The following is a 15705-nucleotide window of genomic DNA, read 5'->3' as shown; positions in this document are numbered from 1 at the left end:
CGAACTTTTCAGTAAAATATCAAATGGTGGAGGGAAACAGATATGGAATCATTTGCATTGACTCGTGTGGAGATGTCCAGTCTACTGCTCTCATTGACCGGATTGTCAGACCGGAAACCGCTGAATATCCTCCAAGAGGCATGGGCAAAGTTTCACCGTGAAGAATTACAAAAGGGGACTTCGTTGCCCGCTTTTTTATCAACCAATGTTCCACCCATATTACAAAAGATCATTAAAGGCGGCCATGTAAAAGGCTTTTCACTTGGTGAAATTGCTTCATTGGGCCATCTTATAGAGTATTCCACATTGACCGTCACAGCTATGCAAAATTGGGTCAAGCGCGACTTCAAGGAATATCTCGGTTCGCCTAAAGAAGGAAAGAAATATTCGGTTAATCAGGCGGCGCTTTTGTTTATTATCGATGATCTCAAATCTGCTCTTAACTTTGAAAGTATCCGCCAACTGTTCCAGCTAATGTTCCTAAAGCCGGATCGCGATGATGATGATCTAATTGAACCGGCCAAGCTGTATTACGCCTATGCAGGGCTTTTTGAGGAGATCAAAAGCAATCCATCGATTCAGACGCAATGTAAAGTAGATCAAGTGTTGCACAAGGAGTTCTCTTGGAAAGATGATACCTCATTAAAAAGCTCTATAGATCGTGTAATTAACCGGCTGACACATTTATCGAGAGCGCAGAGAGAATCCGTTCGTAATATGCTGCTTATCGCCACAATCTCTGTGCAGACCTGTTATTTTCAATCGCTGGCTAGGCAATACTTTAATGCTGCTTTATTTCTTGATTTTTGAGCACTTCAATTTTAAAATGTATAAGTGAAACAATCAAAAGTAAGTTTATTGGTTAACAGGTTGAAATAAGGGGGCTTCGAAGTGAATCAAATGACACTGCTGCGGAATCCGAAACAAAGGAAATTACTCTTCAGCGCTGGCTTGAGCTGGATGTTCGATGCGATGGACGTCGGAATGATTTCTTTTGTTGTAGCAGCTTTAGCTAAGGATTGGAATCTGGGACCGGAGCAGATCGGTATATTGACTAGTATTAATTCCGTCGGTATGGCAGTAGGTGCTGCAGCGGCAGGGATATTAGCAGACCGCTTTGGCCGTAAACCGATATTGCTGTGGACACTCCTTATTTTCTCGGCGGCAAGCGGATTATCTGCATTTGCAACAGGCTTTGCGATCCTCTGTGTGCTTCGTTTTATCGCGGGGTTTGGACTTGGCGGTGAGCTGCCTGTCGCTTCTACCTTGGTCTCAGAGAGCATGCCTGCTCAGGAGAGAGGCCGTGCGGTTGTGCTTTTGGAGAGCTTTTGGGCAGTCGGTTGGATTGCATCTGCATTAATCGCGTTCTTCATTATCCCTGATTATGGCTGGCGTATAGCTTTCGGAATTGGGGCTGTACCTGCACTCTACGCTTTATATCTAAGACGGGCGATTGATGATTCACCGAAATTTGCTGAGATTAAAAAGGCACCCGTTTCCTTAAAGAAACGAATCGCTACCGTATGGTCGCCAGAATATCGCCGTTCTACAATTATGTTGTGGATTTTATGGTTTACGGTGGTGTTCTCGTATTATGGCATGTTTCTATGGCTGCCTACAGTTATGGTACTTAAAGGCTTCAGCTTGGTCAAAAGCTTCGAGTATGTGCTTATTATGACGCTCGCTCAGCTGCCTGGATATTTTACTGCCGCTTACTTTATTGAAAAGTTCGGACGTAAATTTGTCCTAGTCATCTATATGCTGTTCACTGCAGTTAGCGCCGCATGGTTCGGAAATGCGACTACTGAAGGCATGCTGATGGCTGCAGGAATTTGTTTATCCTTCTTCAATCTTGGCGCTTGGGGTGGCATGTATGCTTATACGCCAGAGCTGTACCCAACGGCTATTCGTTCCACAGGCGCTGGTTTAGCAACTTCCTTTGGCCGGATTGGGGGCATTATCGCACCTTTGCTGGTAGGGGTTCTAGTAGGTAAATCTATGGAGATTGGCTCGATCTTTATGCTATTTTTTGTAACGATTATTATCGGTGCATTAGCGGTATTGTTCCTTGGCAAAGAAACAAAGGGAACCGAGCTTCTCTAAAGTGTGATTCTGCATTACATACTTGATGTTAATCTATCAACAATGCTAAAATATCAAGAAGAAACGATGTTATCGTCCTGTATGGATGACCACTATTCACGTAAGAACAAAACGGTTCCTTCACAGTTGTGAACAGGACCGTTTTTTTACATTAATCCTTATTTATAAGGACGGAGCGATCGCACATGAGTAATGATAGGAAGCAGCCGCATTTCACAGAATTAGTCTGGGAAAGTACGGAACAAAATGTACCGATTCCGCCGCGAAATTCCCCTGAACCTGCGCTGCCTAAGTCATCTTCTAAGAATAATGGCAAAACAAATTCAACCCCTGAACCTTCATTACAGCTGCAGCTTTGGGATACAGAGATGGAAACGCCGGAGCCTGTGACTACCACCGAAGGGCAGTTCGTAACAAGAGCGAAGGAATTAGTTGAAAAAACTGAGGACTCAGCGCTTTTTGTTCCTTTTAAGAGTTACTGGCCTACATATGGCCATATGACAGGCACGCAAAGCAGATGGTATTTTTATTGGCGGAATGAAGTTAGACAAGGCAGATATCTGAAAACAGATCTTTCTTATATTTTTGTGCATGTATATGAGCTTATTAATGGCGTGGGGTGGACTGACCCTAATGATGGCTATAGGCAGCTAAATCTGATCTGGGAAGCTTACCGGGAAAGTTATAAACGTTTGGATCAATATCTTGGCGGCTGGATCGCGGACTTCTCTTTTGTACATCATTTGGATGTCCCGCTTTCTATCATTGTGGCTCGTTCACGTGGTCTTGCAGGAGATCTGGCGGAGCTTGAATTAATGAGAGGCCTGACGGCAGCGCCTGAGCAGCTAACCTTCGCAGTATTAACGGCAATGTCGGACTATGATATTAGTAAATCCAAGTTCTACATCGGAGAAGGCAAAGAAGCTCTTGAACAATACATTCCGCAGGTCGTGGCGTTAATTAATGCTTATGTCACCCGGAAACACGGCTCCAATCTAGTGGAAATGTTTCCGCCTGGACCAGCGGTGATGCGGGAGCGTTATTTATTCCGAAGTGCCGTATATGATATTTCATTATATGGCTATTCTGTTCTTATACCGGTTGTACGTATTAGTAAATCTCCACCACTTCGCAGTCTGATTACAAGGCTATTTCGTCTGACTGAGAATAAACTCCGGGAACTGATGGGCTACCGCGGACGACTTAAAGGTATTAATGTAGATGCCGATATGGACGATTTGATCACTCGTTTTCTAAAGCGTGAGTATCTTAAAGAGACGCAGGAAGACAAAGGGCCGACAGTCGTCATAGATCCGGAGAAGCTAGAACGCCTGCAAAGTGATTCTGAAATTGTACGGACGATGCTTACGGTTGAGAATATGGACGAGCAAGATTACGAGGCTAGCGAGCTCGAAGCAACTATCGGTAAAATCGATCCAATACAAGATAGTAAGGAAGAATTGTTGCCTGTAGAGGTGATTGAAGAAGCTCAAGCGGTTAGCATAGGATCGGAGGCAGAACAGTTTGCCAATGCTTTAAGTCCACTACAACGGGAAGCACTGCTTGCTCTTTTGGATGAGGATGGAAGTCAAGCTTTACTGAAGCTGGCTGCTGCTAATGGCACGATGTCAGAGCTTCTAATTGATGAGATTAATGAAATCGCAATGGACATTCTTGGTGATCTGATCATTGAGGGGGAAGACATTGTTGAGGAATATATCTCTATGCTGCGCAATATTTAATGAGGTGAACTTTGGATGAGTGAATTAAAAATACCTAAACGAATGACAACTGCGCTAGTCAATTCGTTGACGGCTGGCGTTGTTCCGCGTATCGGACTAGAGCACATAGCCGTTGGCCGTCGGCCGGAGATTGAAGCCATATTAAGAGATATGGAGAACATTGCAGAGGGTGGAGCAGCTTTTAAGCTGATTACAGGCAAATTCGGTAGCGGCAAAAGCTTTCTGCTTCAGATGATCCGTAATTACGCGATGGATCGGGATTTTGTAGTAGCAGATGCTGACCTGTCCCCTGAGCGTAGGTTAGTAGGAACTAAAGGACAAGGCCTAGCGACTTACCGGGAGCTAATGAGCCATTTATCGACCCGCACACGTCCAGATGGTGGAGCGTTGGAGATCATCCTGCAGAAATGGATTATTACGCTACAGCAGTCCGTGATGCAGGAGAAGGAATATGGGCCTGATCACCCTCAGCTTGGTGAAGAAGTAGAGAAGCGAATTTACGCTGTAGCCTCTGAAATGCGTGGTTTGGTACATGGTTTTGATTTTGCCAAAGTACTCGCCTCTTATTGGAATGCACACAAGCTGGCCGATGATGACCAGAAACAGGATTCGCTTCGCTGGTTGCGTGGAGAATTTGCAACTCGGACAGAAGCCCGCAAAGCGCTTGGAGTTGGCGTGATTATTGATGATGATAATTGGTATGACTATATGAAGCTTTGGGCGGAATTTACTGCGGCTATTGGCTATAAAGGTCTGCTGCTGTTTATTGATGAAGGTGTCAATCTTTATAAAATTACGAACAGTATTTCCCGTCAGAGCAACTATGAAAAGCTGCTTACCATGTTCAATGATACGATGCAGGGGAAGGCAGAGAACTTAGGGATTTTTATAGGGGGAACTCCGCAATTTGTGGAAGATGGACGGCGTGGTTTATTTAGTTATGAGGCACTGCGATCGCGATTGGTTGCTGGCCGGTACGTGGCGGCGGGTCTGAACAATTATACTGGACCTATCATTGCACTGGACATGTTATCACACGAGGAAATTCTGGTACTGCTGCAAAAGCTTAAAGAGATTCACGCCCTACATTACGGTTATGAAGCACGTTTATCACAGGAACAATTGGTTCATTTTATGGAGGAAGCGGTTGGAAGATTAGGGGCTGAGGAACTCTTGACTCCACGGGAGGTAGTACGTGATTTCATGGATCTGCTGCATACGCTCCACCAGCATCCGGAGATTACTTTTGAACAGCTAGTGGGCGAAAAAACGGCTAAGCCAGCTGAGACTGAGCAAAATGAACTGGATGGGTTTCTGGCGGAGTTTGAATTATGAGCGATAATCCGTTCTATAGGCTGGCTCCCTTCATTAAAGAGTTTATTTATAAGAACCGCTGGGAGACTTTGCGTGAGGCACAGGTGGATGCCTGCCGGGTGCTTTTTGATACCCCGCATCATCTGCTGATTGCCTCAGGTACCGCTTCAGGTAAGACAGAGGCAGCTTTTTTCCCAGCGCTTACTGAGCTGTATGAACGTCCTTCCGGTTCGGTTGGCATTTTGTATATCGCCCCTCTGAAAGCTTTGATCAACGATCAATTTACACGTTTGAATGATTTGCTTCGTGAAGGCAACATTCCGGTGTGGCACTGGCATGGAGATGTACCACAAACCGATAAAACAAAACTGGTGCAGAATCCTTCAGGCGTGCTGCAAATCACCCCTGAATCGCTTGAAGGATTGTTGATGAACCGCCCGAATGCTATTCCAGCGTTGTTCCATGATCTACGTTTTATTGTCATTGACGAGGTGCATGCCTTTATGGGAGCTGACCGGGGGATCCAAGTGTTAAGCCAGCTGGAGAGAATCTCACGAATGGCGGGATGTCATCCTCGCAGAATCGGTCTATCAGCTACGCTGAGTGACTACGCTTCTGTCACAGAGTGGCTGGCGGCGGGCACACGGGAGAGCGTTGAAGTGTCCGCTCCACAAGGCGGGCGTAAGCTCCGTTTAAGTGTGGAGCATTTCTCTTTCCCGGATGCACGGGATGAGGTGCAGGCGGAGCATTTAGAACGTGCGAAGCAGTCTTATTACGATTTTATTTATGATCATACGCATCTGAAGAAGGCGTTGATCTTCACCAACAGCCGCTCAGATGCGGAGACGGCGACCCTAGAGATGCGGAGGACGGCCGCGAAGCGTGGTGAACGGGATGTATTTCACGTTCACCATGGCAGCATCTCCGCGATGCTGCGTGAAGAGACGGAAGCCGCGCTGCGGCAAGGCACCGGACCGGCTGTTGCCGCAGCGACGTTGACGCTGGAGCTGGGTATTGATCTGGGCGAGCTGGAGCGAGTGCTACAGGTCGGCGCTCCCTATAGCTGCGCAAGCTTTGTGCAGCGGTTAGGCCGCTCGGGCAGGCGTGGAGACGCTGCATCCGAGATGATCTTTGTCACGCCCGAGGAAGAGGACGAGGAAGCTCAGCTTCCGGCGCGGATGCCGTGGACACTGCTTCGAGCGATAGCGGTAATTGAGCTATATGTGCGCGAGAAATGGGTGGAACCCCTGGTCGTGCGTCAGCTGCCAGTTGGACTGCTGTACCATCAGACGATGAGCATTTTGAAAAGTATGGGTGAGGCAGAACCGGATGATTTAAAAGAAGCGGTTCTGAGTTTGCCTTCGTTTAAAACCATAGATCCTACTGATTATGATATTTTCATGACCTATATGTTAGGCATGGGACAAATTGAGAAGATGGACGAAGGCAGCTTGATCATCGGGATGGCGGGAGAGAAGATCGTGAATAACTTCCGCTTCTACGCGGTCTTCAAAGATGATGAAGAGCATGTGGTCTATAACGGGACTGAGGAAATCGGATCGATCACAACGGTTCCACCACCAGGCTACTGTTTTACTCTGGCAGGTAAGCTTTGGAAGGTAGAAGAGGTGGATAATCGCCATAAAGCCGTTTATGTGAAAACCTCACGCGGCAAAGTAGATACGTTGTGGCTTGGTGCGGGTGGGGATGTACATACACGCATCATGACCAAAATCCGTGAAATCTTAGGAGCCACTTCATTGTATCCTTATTTAGCTCCGAGTGCGGCTGCACGGCTCGAACGAGCCCGTCGTTTAGCGAAGGAAAGTGGAATGCTTGTGCGGTCCGTTATGCCGGCAGGTGGAGATTCCATGTTCATTCTGCCCTGGGCGGGTAGTCGGCAATTCCGCACGCTGGAGCGCCTTCTGAAGAACAATCTGAAGAGCCCTCTGGGACTGCGTTCTATCGTTCCCATGGAACCTTATTATATGGTCGTTGCGGGTAAAACAGATGCAGAAACGCTGGAAGCAGAGATCATTGCCGAAAGTATGGCTGCCACAGATCCATTATCATTGTTATCCCCAGATGAAGCACCCTATCTCGGAAAATACGATGAGTTCATCCCGCATGAGCTGCTGCGCAAAGCTTTTTCCTTGGATGGATTAGATGTTCCGGGTCTGATTGAAGTTTTAAAGCAGTGGCAGCAACCTAATTAACCTTAAGCAGTACCCATTGAAAATACTCTAAATTGCAGACGTCCGCTTATGCGGGCGTTTTGTTATGTCCGGACCAATGCTGATATATGAACTTTCCTTAAGTTTCAAATGTTGCATAAGAATAGGGTGGAAGGAGAATAGTACTAACAGATTCCTATAGAGGATGATTGCGATGTGGCCTAAAATAGTCTCTTATATTCCGGACTGGACAATTTTTATGCAGGCGGCGATTACGCTGCTCTTTCCCGTAGGGATTTTTTATCTTTACAGGCATTTGTATTTTTATGTTGGAAGCGGACGCTCCAAGGAAACAGAGGCCAAATCACAGGATGCGGAACTGAAGAAGAATGACAATCGGGAAGTAAATCCGCAGCCTCCTGTGTCTACTGCTTTTACCCAGGACTATGATGCCGATCTGACAGCGATAAAAACGGCATTGGGGGAGAACAGTGATGTACATTTTCGTGAATTCTCAGTTAAAGGTATACAGGCACGTGCCGCATTGGTCTATGTAGAGGGGATGCAGCACGAGGAGCTAATCAATCAGCAGGTGCTGCAGAATCTGATGTATGCCGGCGAAACGCAGGCTTCAGAAGGAATATACAACTACTTGAAACAGAATATGCTCCCCTTAGCTCAGCTTAGTGAAGCCAAGGATTTAGACCAACTGCAGGAGTTTGTCCTATTCGGATACACTGCGCTGATTGTCGAAGGCATGCGTGAGATGTTGCTGGTGGGTTCTCCGCATGGATCCGTGCGCGCGATTACTGAGCCGACCTCGGAGGCTTTACTGCGTGGGCCTCGGATTGGCTTTACTGAGGTGCTTAGTGAGAATACCTCTATGCTGCGGCGCCAAGGGCTTAATAAGAATCTGGAAATGAAAATGGTTGAAGTAGGCAGCGAAATCAAGAAGAACCTGGTTATCGCTTATATGAAAAACATTGTAAATCCTGATCTGCTCCAGGAAGTGAAGGAACGTATCTCCAAAATTGATATGGACTTTATTCTGGAATCCGGCTATGTGGAACAGTTGATCGAGGATGATTATTTAAGCCCGTTTCAGCAGACACAGAATACGGAAAGACCCGATCGGGTAATTGCATCCTTGTTAGAGGGAAGAGTCGCGATTTTGCTGGATGGCACACCGTTTGCACTCGTTGTTCCAGTGACGTTCAGTATGCTTTTGCAGTCTCCTGAGGATTATTATGAGCGCTGGATTCCGGGTACACTTTTGCGGATACTCCGGTTTTGCGCATCATTTCTGGCTCTGTTGGCTCCGGCGCTGTATATTTCCTTTATCTCTTTTCATCCGGGACTGATTCCTACACAACTGGCGATCTCCATTATCGAAACACGCCAAGGTGTACCCTTTCCTGCATTAATTGAAGTGTTGATTCTGGAAATTTCCATTGAAATTTTGCGTGAAGCTGGAATTCGGCTGCCGAAGCCCATAGGTCCGGCAATGGGGATTGTCGGAGGTCTAATCATTGGAGATGCCGCGGTACAGGCTGGTATTGTAAGTCCTTTTTTGGTAATTGTTGTAGCTGTGACAGCGATCTCTTCGTTTTCCATACCGATGTACAGTGCGGGGATTACTCTTCGGATCTTACGATTCGCAGGCATGTTATTTGCGGCGGTCCTGGGCATGTTCGGAACCATCCTTTTCTTCCTGCTTATTTGCAGCCATCTGACTCGGCTTTCAAGCTTTGGAGTTCCTTACGTCACCCCTATTTCCCCTTTCCGCTTAAGTGACTGGAAGGATTTGTTCGTTCGTGCACCGTTATCGATCATGAAGCGAAGACCGGAGATGCTGAAGACCCAGAAGAAAAAGCGCAGGTCCTAGAGAATGTATTCTTAGCAGGAGCAGAGGGGAGACCACAGTGTTTAAACGAACTGATGATAAGATCACAACCTCGCAGGCTTCCATAATCTTGACCAATTCAATGCTAGGTGCGGGAATTTTGACTTTGCCCAGAAATGTTGTTAAGGCTGTGCAGACTCCCGATGCCTGGATTTCAGTAGTGCTGGGAGGTATCGTCGTATCTTTGGTCATATTGGTTATGGTGAAGCTTAGCCAGCAATTTCCAGGGAAGACTGTCTTTCAGTATTCTAAAAGAATTGTTGGGAATTTTCCAGGCAGTGTAATGAGTACAATATTGATTCTTTACTTTATTGTGATTGCGGGTTTCGAAATCCGCGTTCTGGCGGAAGTAACATTGTTCTTTCTTCTGGAAGGGACACCGATCTGGGCGATTGTGATGCCGTTCATCTGGGTGGGCACTTATTTGGTGTATGGCGGGATTAATTCCATGGCCCGCGTGTTTCAGATTGTATTTCCGATCAGTATTTTTATTCTGATTATTTGTTATATCTTAAGTACCAGAATATTTGATATCCAGCATTTGCGTCCTTTTCTGAGTGAAGGCATGATGCCGGTGATCCGAGGCATGAAGTCTAGCATCCTGATTTTTACCGGTTGTGAGGTTGTGATGACAATGACGGCCTTTATGGAGCATCCGCAGCAAGCGGTCAAAGGAATGATGGTCGGTTTAAGTATCCCGCTGGTATTGTATTTGGTTACTGTTGTGATGGTTATCGGCGGCCTATCCATCAATTCTGTAATCACCAGCACCTGGCCTACGATAGATTTGGTACGGAGCTTTGAAATATCAGGGTTCTTTTTTGAACGATTTGAATTTCCGTTGCTCGTCATTTGGCTGATGCAGATGTTCTGTAATTTTTGCAGCTTTTTCTTTAATGCATCACTTGGCATCTCCCAGGTATTCCACCTAAAGATCCATCCGGTTATGTTCGCTTTAATGCCCATCATCTTCATCTGTACGATGATCCCTCAGCGCATCAATGATGTCTTTAGTCTTGGTGATGCGATTGGCTATATGGGTGTGCTGATCTTTATAATGCTGCCACTGTTATTGTCGATTGTATTAATCATTAGGAAGAAAGGACTCAAGCAGAATGTTTAGACAGCGGGTTATTCGCCTACTATTGGTATTCGTGATTCTGCTTACGCAGTCTGGCTGCTGGAGCAGTAAGGAGATTGAAGACTTGAGTGTTTATACGGGATTGGCGCTTGACAAGGGGGAGCCGAAAGGAGTCGAACGGGAGTTTGAGGAACTCGGAGGAAGCTATTTTAAGAAAAATAAATTGACGGCTACGGTACAAATTGTGCCTGAAAAAATACTCGGAAACTCTGGCAAAGATGGCGCAACACCACAAACTCATTATCACAACATTTCTGAGACAGGGGATTCTCTGCTTGAGATATTCCGCCAAATCTCAATACGTAAGAACCGTCCGATTATAGGTCATCACCTCAAGGTTGTTGTCATATCTGAGAAACTGGTGCAACAGGAGAAGATCAGACGGCTAATGGACTTTTTACTGCGAGATAATGATATCCGCCCTAGCTGTCTTATATTTCTTAGCCAAGGGCCTGCATCCGACACACTTAAAACAACTTCGGAGGAGATTCCTTCTTTTCGTCTTGCAGACATGATTCATAACCACTTCAGAACCAGTAAAGTTATGAAGGGCATAACGTTGTCTAATCTAGATGCACTTATGTACTCCAGGCAAAGCTTTGTTTTACAGAACGTTGTGGAGGCACAAGGTGAGGTGGAATTTTCCGGAGCAGGTATTATCAAGGGAGACACAGGACAGTGGATTGGCAATATTGATCAACAGGATGTGGAGAGTATTGCCTGGATCAAAGGGGACATAAAAGGTGGGAGCATTAAAGCCTATAATCAGTTGAATGAAGCGATTACTTATGAAATTAAATCAGTTAAGAGCAAGATTACGCTGAAGGAGACTGCGGATGAGAAGTTCTCTATTCATGTAGCCATTGAGTCTGATGGACGTCTTATTGAGAATTGGGATGATAATGAGCATTCCGCGGAAGTTGCCTATTTCAAAGAATTGGAGAAGATATTCGAGGAAAAATTAACCGAAAAAATCAATGCTCTTATTCACAAAATGCATTCTACCTACAAAGTGGATATAGCAGGGTTCGGAAATTGGTTTAGCATAGAAAAACCGCAGGTTTGGAAAAAGATCAAGGATCATTGGGACGAGGAATTTATTCGGATGCCATTGACCTTTGATGTTAAGCTTAAAATCACCGATTTTGGTTCCACGACTGAATGAAGGGTTCACTTGATAGCGTGTTAACTCGAAAAGGATCTCAGCAGCCGATGATGGCTATTGAGATCCTTTTCGTGGTTAGTAAGTAGAAGCTGCAAAAACAAACACAACGACGAATAATATAATAATTGCGTACATCAGCGTGCCCACAATTCCACATACCAGGCCTGCAATCGCTAGGCCTTTGCCTTGTTCATAACGATTACGGATTTCCTTCAGCGATAAGGCGGATAGAATAATCGCAATAATTCCTAACAGAAAACCAATATAAGGCACAACAATAGAGAGGATTCCCAAGACAAAACCAGCGATTGATTTACCATTCGTCGGTGCCGGAGGGGGTGGAGGCTGATAATAGTTCAAATTGTCGTTTGGTGGATAGCTCATTAAAATCACCTCCAATAGAAATTGTTATTGAATGTAGTTAATCCAGTGCTCTAGCTGCACACAAGGGACAAGCCCAATAGATTCAGCTAGACGAATGGACGCTTGATTTCTTTCAAGGACGTGATAGCGTGGAATAAAGCCTCGTTCTAACGTTTCTTGTATGGCTGTGCGAACTACCATTTTCGCGTATCCGTATCTTTGAAATGCTTCTAAAGTATGAACAGCGCCGATTTCCCAAATCTGCTCTTCATTTCGGAACGCTAGGCAGGTACTAACCGGATTGTCGCCCTGAAAGATTGAAACGGAAAACGCTCCTTTTTGGAAATATTCCTCAATTTCTTCCTTATTGTAATGGTTAGCAGCCCAAAGTGGAAGTAGTCTGTCGTCAAATGAATGATTGATTGACACCTCTTTGTCCTTACTATACCTTAACCCCTCAGTTGTGCTGTAAGAGAAAAACCCCCGAGTTTTTTCTAAAGAAAAATGCGCAGACAGTGCCTCTTGGTACTTCACATCCTGTAGTTTAAAAACAAGCTTCGCCTGTGCTGGGAGCAGTGGTAGTAAAGCTGGAAATATATCGGGGCAGCTGTAATCCAAAAATACGATGTAATCCGCTTGAGGATATACCCTATGATCATATGCGTATGCTGTGGCTGGAAGAAGTAATACAATACCCCACTGATCACCATGCTCAACTAGATGTGTTTCCATGACTTCGTGGAAGGAGTTTAACATTTTTAACAAGCTTACATTCTTTAAGGGATTCGTTTGTAATTTGTTTATGATTCGTTCGTTCTGGTGCACGTTCATCCACTCCTAGCTCAGATTTATATATTTTACTATAAATAGTACTTATGCAGATATTTATATTTTTCCCTTTACTAATCATTAATCTATTGAAGAAGGAAGGTTGACATTGACTGTTATAATATATTAGGGAAAATAAAGCTCGCTGTTTGAAGCAGCATACGTGAACGGAGGCACATAATTTCATGACACAATCTATCACAGGCGCTGCTGTTCGTGTAGGAGAAGGTCTATCTAAGCAATTCATCCTAATTCTAGCCATTGCATCAGGACTAAGCGTGGCAAATATGTATTATAATCAGCCGCTCCTAGCTGAGATAGGACGCACATTTAATGCTTCCTCTAACGCAGTGGGATATGTATCGATGCTTACTCAAATCGGCTACGCGCTGGGAATGTTATTTTTTGTTCCACTAGGTGACATTCGTGAACGCAGAACACTGATATCAGGACTTCTTATTGCTGTATCACTGTCACTAATTGGTTTCGCTACCGCACAAAACCTCACTTGGATGTATATCGCCAGCTTTGCTATCGGCATAACTACGGTGGTGCCGCAGGTCATCATTCCTCTCTCGGCTGAGTTAGCTTTACCGGAGGAGCGGGGGAAGGTTATAGGCACAGTAATGAGCGGATTGTTTTTTGGTATTTTGCTAGCAAGAACAATATCCGGAATTATAGGGGATATGTTCGGCTGGAGAGCGATGTACTGGATTGCCGCAGTAGTCATGTTATTGTTATCCCTTATTCTTTATCGGCTAATCCCGGCAACGAAACCAGACAATAATTCCTCGTACTCAGATCTGCTGAAATCAATGGGACAACTGATTCGCAGATATTCGACGCTTCGTGAGTCATCTTTAATTGGGGCTTGCATGTTTGGCGGCTTTAGTGTGTTCTGGACTTCTCTAGCTTTCTTTCTGGAAGGAGAACCTTATCACTACAGTAGCTCTATTACAGGATTGTTTGGTCTTATTGGTGTAGCAGGTGCTGCTGGTGCTCCATTTATCGGGAGGTTAGCAGACAGAATTGCTCCCAAAAAGATTGTAGGAATCCTACTGTTAATTACATTAATTGCTTACGGATTTTTTGGTTTAGCCGGATTTACGATCTGGAGTTTGATTGCTGGAGTTATTATTCTGGATCTTGGGGTACAGGGGTCACAGGTCAGTAACCAAACACGGATATATGCACTTGAACCAGCGGCTCGCAGTCGTATTAATACTGTTTTTATGGTCAGCACTTTTACAGGTGGAGCGATTGGATCCACGCTGGGAAGTTTTGCATGGCAGCATTGGGGCTGGAGTGGTGTCTGCTTAATGGGGGGAACGCTAGTTGTAGCCGCTTTATGCATATGGATCGTCTATAGAGTGATCGAGAAAGAGGATTTACCAGAGACTAGCTAGAAACGTATTACAGTACCTTTTATTATACCCGGGAGGTGTTTGATCATCGCTGAGAAGACGAAAGTTATAGAGGTTGTCCCGTATAACCCAGAGTGGAAGGCAGAATTCAATAGATTAAAAGAACAGCTCTTATCTTATGTCGGAGATCTTATTATTTCTATCGAGCATGTGGGCAGTACTTCGATTGAAGGGCTAGCTGCTAAACCTATCATCGACCTTGATCTTGTGATGGACAGCTACGATGTACTCCCACAAATCATAGAACGTTTACAACAGCATGGATATGAACACCAAGGGAACTTGGGAATAGAGGGAAGAGAAGCGTTTCAAAGACTTCAGGATGATGGATTTATGAAATATCATCTGTATGTATGTCCTAAGGATGGAAAAGGCTACTTGGAGCATATCGCTTTCAGAGACTATCTGCGATCGAATACAGCAGCGCGTCAAGCGTATGCAGAGGTCAAACAACGCTTGGCAGAACAACATCGTTATGACATTGATGCTTATTGTGAAGGAAAGACAACGTTTGTTAGCTCAATTTTATCTAAAGCCATGAAAGAAACGTAAGATACATCAATCACTTGCCCGTTCGAAGATGATTTCGAAATTCACTGGGAGACATGCCGCTCCACTTACGGAACTGCTTGGAGAAGTATAACGCGTCATTGAAACCGACCGAGGAAGAGATCTGGTCGATGGTCAGCGTGCCTCCTAGCAGTTTTTTTGCTTTATCCATACGAACCTTTAATAAATATTGTTTGGGAGACATGCCGATCTTTTGTTTAAAGACTTTAGAGAGGTGCGCCCTATGATAGCCTAGAGACGATGCCATATGGTCGATACTGATCTGTTGATGAAACTGCAGAGAAATCCAACGGATCGCTTGATCGATCTGGCGGTCGATAACATCCGGTAATTCTATCGATTGAGAGGGAAGCGAACTTATGTTCGCAACACCGAATTTGTGCACTAGCAGCCGCAGCCAACCCGAAGCTTCTAAGCTCTCCAGTCGAGGATAAGCAGATTGCTGAAAGGATAAACGAATATGTTCATATATTTTATGTATCTCTATTAGTTTATCTAAGTGGATTATTGGCTTGTCCCTTGTAATTCCCACTTCGTGTAGTAGCTGTTCAACCGCTTCCCCTTGTAAGGCCACCCATACATATGTCCACGGACGATCCATGTCTGCCTGATAGCTAAATAACGCCCCCGGAAAAATAACAAAGGTATCCCCCTTACTACATCCCTGCGAATTACTGCCACTTTGAAAAACTCCTTCCCCATCAATTACTGTATGAATGAGATAGTAATCATGAACAGAGGGGCCCATTTTATGGCCAGGAACGGGTTTGCCTTCTCCGCTGAATAATACAGATAGGTCATGATCATCGGGAGCCAGATTAAACCCTGCTGTAAAATGATAATGCTCTGAAGCCATTTACTTAGAACCTCCCCAAGATTGCTTTTATAATACATTTAGATTATAGGATTGAATATACAAATGCAACAAACGTCCATATATCTCTTGTATTTCTCCATACTCATTGGGACCGCTCTCAT

At 45.0% G+C, this 15705-nt stretch carries 13 protein-coding genes; 10 read left to right on the top strand and 3 right to left on the bottom strand.

Features of this window, described 5'->3' with window-relative positions; all coding sequences use genetic code 11:
• The first annotated feature begins 42 nt into the window (after positions 1 to 42).
• From MHH46_RS16850 to MHH46_RS16815, 8 genes are all read left to right on the top strand, one after another.
• The gene (locus MHH46_RS16850) at positions 43 to 810 is read left to right on the top strand and encodes a DUF1836 domain-containing protein (protein ID WP_076190239.1); all 768 of its coding nucleotides are present in this window, start codon (positions 43 to 45) and stop codon (positions 808 to 810) included.
• 90 nt (positions 811 to 900) lie between these two features.
• The gene (locus tag MHH46_RS16845; protein WP_076190456.1) at positions 901 to 2103 is read left to right on the top strand and encodes an MFS transporter; all 1203 of its coding nucleotides are present in this window, start codon (positions 901 to 903) and stop codon (positions 2101 to 2103) included.
• A 185-nt stretch (positions 2104 to 2288) separates the two neighbouring features.
• Entirely contained in the window at positions 2289 to 3845 is a 1557-nt protein-coding gene (locus MHH46_RS16840; protein ID WP_076190240.1) for a TerB N-terminal domain-containing protein, read from the top strand.
• 15 nt (positions 3846 to 3860) lie between these two features.
• Positions 3861 to 5180 carry an ATP-binding protein gene (locus MHH46_RS16835; RefSeq protein ID WP_076184846.1) on the top strand — a complete coding sequence of 440 codons (1320 nt, stop codon included), beginning with the start codon at positions 3861 to 3863 and terminating at the stop codon, positions 5178 to 5180.
• Positions 5177 to 7375 carry a DEAD/DEAH box helicase gene (locus MHH46_RS16830; protein ID WP_076190241.1) on the top strand — a complete coding sequence of 733 codons (2199 nt, stop codon included), beginning with the start codon at positions 5177 to 5179 and terminating at the stop codon, positions 7373 to 7375. Before MHH46_RS16835 ends, MHH46_RS16830 begins: the two co-directional genes overlap by 4 nt.
• Before the next feature lie 172 nt (positions 7376 to 7547).
• A complete protein-coding gene (locus MHH46_RS16825) occupies positions 7548 to 9218 on the top strand; it encodes a spore germination protein (RefSeq protein ID WP_076126801.1) in 1671 nt (556 codons plus the stop codon).
• Between the two features lie 37 nt (positions 9219 to 9255).
• A complete protein-coding gene (locus tag MHH46_RS16820; protein WP_076184847.1) occupies positions 9256 to 10359 on the top strand; it encodes a GerAB/ArcD/ProY family transporter in 1104 nt (367 codons plus the stop codon).
• Positions 10352 to 11542 (top strand): Ger(x)C family spore germination protein, encoded by a 1191-nt coding sequence (locus tag MHH46_RS16815; RefSeq protein WP_076126641.1) that lies wholly within the window; start codon positions 10352 to 10354, stop codon positions 11540 to 11542. Before MHH46_RS16820 ends, MHH46_RS16815 begins: the two co-directional genes overlap by 8 nt.
• A gap of 75 nt (positions 11543 to 11617) precedes the next feature.
• On the opposite strand, the gene MHH46_RS16810 is transcribed toward MHH46_RS16815, so the two are convergent.
• The gene (locus MHH46_RS16810; RefSeq protein ID WP_036676925.1) at positions 11618 to 11926 is read right to left on the bottom strand and encodes a DUF4190 domain-containing protein; all 309 of its coding nucleotides are present in this window, start codon (positions 11924 to 11926) and stop codon (positions 11618 to 11620) included.
• Between the two features lie 24 nt (positions 11927 to 11950).
• Positions 11951 to 12637 carry a GNAT family N-acetyltransferase gene (locus tag MHH46_RS16805; protein ID WP_175620034.1) on the bottom strand — a complete coding sequence of 229 codons (687 nt, stop codon included), beginning with the start codon at positions 12635 to 12637 and terminating at the stop codon, positions 11951 to 11953.
• Positions 12638 to 12918: 281 nt separating this feature from the next.
• Here MHH46_RS16805 and MHH46_RS16800 point away from each other — a divergent pair, with 281 nt between their 5' ends.
• Together MHH46_RS16800 and MHH46_RS16795 are read left to right on the top strand one after the other, a co-directional pair.
• Positions 12919 to 14139: an MFS transporter gene (locus tag MHH46_RS16800; RefSeq protein WP_076190242.1), complete on the top strand. Its 1221-nt coding sequence runs from the start codon at positions 12919 to 12921 to the stop codon at positions 14137 to 14139.
• Positions 14140 to 14178: 39 nt separating this feature from the next.
• Entirely contained in the window at positions 14179 to 14709 is a 531-nt protein-coding gene (locus tag MHH46_RS16795) for a GrpB family protein (RefSeq protein ID WP_370510713.1), read from the top strand.
• Positions 14710 to 14719: 10 nt separating this feature from the next.
• Here the strand turns inward: MHH46_RS16795 and MHH46_RS16790 are convergent, their stop codons facing one another.
• Positions 14720 to 15583, bottom strand: coding sequence for an AraC family transcriptional regulator (locus tag MHH46_RS16790; protein WP_076190243.1), 864 nt, complete (start codon positions 15581 to 15583; stop codon positions 14720 to 14722).
• Between the last annotated feature and the right edge of the window lie 122 nt (positions 15584 to 15705).

It is taken from the genome of Paenibacillus sp. FSL H8-0175, from assembly GCF_045040615.1.
In the GTDB taxonomy this organism is placed as follows: Bacteria; Bacillota; Bacilli; order Paenibacillales; family Paenibacillaceae; genus Paenibacillus_AQ; species Paenibacillus_AQ odorifer.
This window is presented reverse-complemented; position numbering and strand designations above follow the sequence as displayed.

Coding starts and splice junctions, on each gene's coding strand:
- MHH46_RS16850 (WP_076190239.1), top strand. CDS start 43: ATGGAATCATTTGCATTGACTCGTGTGGAGATGTCCAGTCTACTGCTC.
- MHH46_RS16845 (WP_076190456.1), top strand. CDS start 901: ATGACACTGCTGCGGAATCCGAAACAAAGGAAATTACTCTTCAGCGCT.
- MHH46_RS16840 (WP_076190240.1), top strand. CDS start 2,289: ATGAGTAATGATAGGAAGCAGCCGCATTTCACAGAATTAGTCTGGGAA.
- MHH46_RS16835 (WP_076184846.1), top strand. CDS start 3,861: ATGAGTGAATTAAAAATACCTAAACGAATGACAACTGCGCTAGTCAAT.
- MHH46_RS16830 (WP_076190241.1), top strand. CDS start 5,177: ATGAGCGATAATCCGTTCTATAGGCTGGCTCCCTTCATTAAAGAGTTT.
- MHH46_RS16825 (WP_076126801.1), top strand. CDS start 7,548: ATGTGGCCTAAAATAGTCTCTTATATTCCGGACTGGACAATTTTTATG.
- MHH46_RS16815 (WP_076126641.1), top strand. CDS start 10,352: ATGTTTAGACAGCGGGTTATTCGCCTACTATTGGTATTCGTGATTCTG.
- MHH46_RS16810 (WP_036676925.1), bottom strand. CDS start 11,926: ATGAGCTATCCACCAAACGACAATTTGAACTATTATCAGCCTCCACCC.
- MHH46_RS16805 (WP_175620034.1), bottom strand. CDS start 12,637: ATGGAAACACATCTAGTTGAGCATGGTGATCAGTGGGGTATTGTATTA.
- MHH46_RS16800 (WP_076190242.1), top strand. CDS start 12,919: ATGACACAATCTATCACAGGCGCTGCTGTTCGTGTAGGAGAAGGTCTA.
- MHH46_RS16790 (WP_076190243.1), bottom strand. CDS start 15,583: ATGGCTTCAGAGCATTATCATTTTACAGCAGGGTTTAATCTGGCTCCC.